The sequence below is a fragment of the Streptomyces cahuitamycinicus genome (assembly GCF_002891435.1).
Lineage (GTDB): Bacteria > Actinomycetota > Actinomycetes > Streptomycetales > Streptomycetaceae > Streptomyces > Streptomyces cahuitamycinicus.
The window spans coordinates 1-2,765 of the sequence record NZ_POUC01000687.1 but is presented as its reverse complement, the minus strand read 5'-3'; the positions used below and the strand labels follow the sequence as shown (position 1 = coordinate 2,765).

The following is a 2,765-nucleotide window of genomic DNA, read 5'->3' as shown; positions in this document are numbered from 1 at the left end:
CTGATGGGGCGGGCGCAGAAGGGCAAGGACTCGTGGGAGCGTCCGGCCCTGCGGGGCGGACAGCGCAAGCGCCAGGTTTACATTTTCACCGAGGGCAAGGTGACCGAGCCCTCATATCTCGACATCCTCAAGGGCCAAGGCGTCCCACTCGCCGGCAAGGTCCCGGTGGAGATGCACATCGCCAACCGCAGGGCCGACAGCGGGCGCAAGCCGCTCGACCTCGTCGAGCAGGCGATCAGGCTGAAGCGCGAAGAGGACCGCAAGGCGAAGCGGGCCAAGTTGAGGGCCGAGTACCTGCCTCAGTTCTGGTGCCTCTTCGACCACGACAACTACAAGTACGTCCGCGACGCACTGGACCAGGCGGAGAAGGCAGGCATCGGCGTCGCCTTCTCACATCCGTGTTTCGAGGTGTGGCGCCTCGCGCACTACAAGCCGGTCAGCGGCTCGTTCGCCGGGGCGTGCGACGGGGCAGCCGGGCGGCTGCCGTTCCAGCGGGGGTCCCAGGATGCCAAGACCCCCAAGGTCGTTCTGCCGCATCAGGTCCTGGGGCGCTACAAGGCGGCGCGTAAGAACGCCGAGCGGATGAACGCCCAGCACGCGGCCCACGTGGATAAATGGGACAAGGACCCTTACACGGACGTGCACGAGTTCGTGGAGAAGGCGCTGCACATCGACAGCTACTGACCCTTCTCGGCCATGATCACGCGCTGATTTCGGTAGCCAGACTAATTGTGGTGGGCAGCAGTCAGGCGGAAAGGGTTCCGTGCTTGACCGCTGCAACGAACGAACTCCAGCCGGTCGGCGGGAAGACCAGAGCGGGCCCCTGGGGTGTCTTGGAGTCGCGGATCGGGACTCCGGCCGGGTAGCCGTCCAGGAATTCGATGCAGCTGCCGCCTTCGCTGCCGCTGTACGTCGACTTCCGCCAGCCGTGCAAGGAGGACGAGTCGGGGATTGTGTGTTCATTCACGGGCGTTCCTAGACCTTCGCAAATTGGCTGCGAAATGCGCCATTCCTCGGGTTCTGAGAGTTTCAGGAAGCTTTGGCCGTAGCCACCTCGCGCGCACGTCGCGCAAGTGCACGTACAGGGCTGGCAGTCGGGTGCCTACCCAGTTCGGTGCTCATCGTGCGGAAGTGGTCGTCTCCGCGGTTGGACGAGACGTGTTCGTACTCGTCCAGGAATCGTGACCAACTCTCGCAGGCCGCGTCCAGGTGACCGACACGCAGTTGGCGTTGCGCAAGAAGTGCGTAGGCGTGTACGCGACCCTGGCGTTCCTGTTTCGGCTGTAGGCGGATTGACTGTTTCAGGGCTTTGATCGAGCCTGCGAAATCCTTCTCCTCGTACAGGACGTGGGAGACATGGAAGAGGTAGGCGGTCTGGTCGTAGCCGCCGATCGCATCCCTGCGGTTGTCGGCTTTCGACAGCGCGTCCTCCGCCTCCTTCAGACGGGTGTGGGCTTGTTGCTTCAGGCCCACCATGGATGCCGAGTGGGCCTGCTGGCCGCGTAGGAACGCCACGAGACGCGGGCCCGCAGAAGGGGCTGCTTCTGCTGCGGAGTCCGCGAGTTCCAGGGCCTTGGGGCCATAGCCCAGGTTGGATGCCTGGAGGGACATGCCGCGCAGGGTCCGGCAGTAGGTGACTTGGTCTTCTGCCTCGCGTGCCAGGCCGAGAGCTTGGACGTAGTAGCGCTGCCCGAGGCCGTGGGCCTTCTCGTACATGGCCATCCAGCCGGTCAGGTACGTGAGGTCGGACGCGGCGGCCAGCATGTCCTTGCGGACAGGTTCCGTGGCCTGAGCCTGGAGCCAGGGACCGACGGTGTTGACGAGGAACGCGGACGCCATCGGCATCGCGTGCCCGGCACCGAGTCCGTCGAGGATGTCCGCGATCCGATCGGTCATGGTGCGGATCGACTGCACCTGTGAACCACCGAGACGGACGGTCTTCTTCCCAGGAGTCACCGAGTCGTTTGCCGCTCGTGCGGGGAGGGCGAACGCCGGAACCGACAGTGCGGCAGAGAAGACCGTGGCAGCCAGCACGCTGCGGCGGGATGGATCCATGGTTGCCCTTCCGAGGTCGATCAACTCCTCGACAGTGTCAGCGCTTTGGGAGCCCATGGGTGACGGTGCAGGCTCCAGGCCGGCTTCCGCGTGGGTGACGGGGCGTCCCAGCCGTGCCGAGAGGGCCTCGACGATCAGCGCCCTGGCCTGAGGTTTTGGCTGGACCCCTGCAATCCAGTGCGCGACTGCGGTGCGGTCGTACGTAAGGTCGAGCCCTGCCTGGGGGCCGAGGCGGTTCACCTGCTGCGCGAGTTGGGTCCTGGTCCATCGTGCCTGGTCAAGCAGGTCGTCCAGGGCGCGGTTGGGGGTGCGCTTCCGTGCCATGTCCTCAACTCCCGACGGCTTGCATGGTGTTCAACGACGGCGTTCACGGTGTTCACGGTCCCACCGTCTTCCAACGGTACCTGCGGAGGGTGTCCGAGCGGTTACCTCTTGCACAGGGGCCGAGTGATCTCGGCCGAAAGCAAGGACCCCCGCGACCGCTTGGGACGGCCCGGGGGCATGGCCCTCAACCACTGTGGAGTTGAGAACGTGTTGCACCATATCGCCCGTCTCGTCGAGCCGCTGCTGCGGCTCCTGTGGCCCGCCTCCGGGCGCCATTGGCACCGGAACCGGCACCGCGCCGGGGGAGGGGCGCGGCCCACCCCCGCGCCGGCCGTCCCCGTCGCTGTCTCCTATACACATCTCCGAGCCCACGAGACTAGCGCTCA

3 protein-coding genes are annotated in these 2,765 nt (G+C 65.8%); 1 reads left to right on the top strand and 2 read right to left on the bottom strand.

Annotation, left to right across the window (positions count from 1 at the left end; translation table 11 throughout):
- A partial coding sequence (locus C1J00_RS41625; RefSeq protein ID WP_342751807.1) for an RloB family protein occupies positions 1-684 on the top strand: 684 nt, incomplete at its 5' end.
- A 61-nt stretch (positions 685-745) separates the two neighbouring features.
- Here C1J00_RS41625 and C1J00_RS41620 read toward each other — a convergent pair.
- A complete protein-coding gene (locus C1J00_RS41620; protein WP_102914006.1) occupies positions 746-967 on the bottom strand; it encodes a DUF397 domain-containing protein in 222 nt (73 codons plus the stop codon).
- 62 nt (positions 968-1,029) lie between these two features.
- Positions 1,030-2,379 (bottom strand): tetratricopeptide repeat protein, encoded by a 1,350-nt coding sequence (locus C1J00_RS41615; protein WP_102914005.1) that lies wholly within the window; start codon positions 2,377-2,379, stop codon positions 1,030-1,032.
- Positions 2,380-2,765: the final 386 nt, after the last annotated feature.

Coding starts and splice junctions, on each gene's coding strand:
- C1J00_RS41615 (WP_102914005.1), bottom strand. CDS start 2,379: ATGGCACGGAAGCGCACCCCCAACCGCGCCCTGGACGACCTGCTTGAC.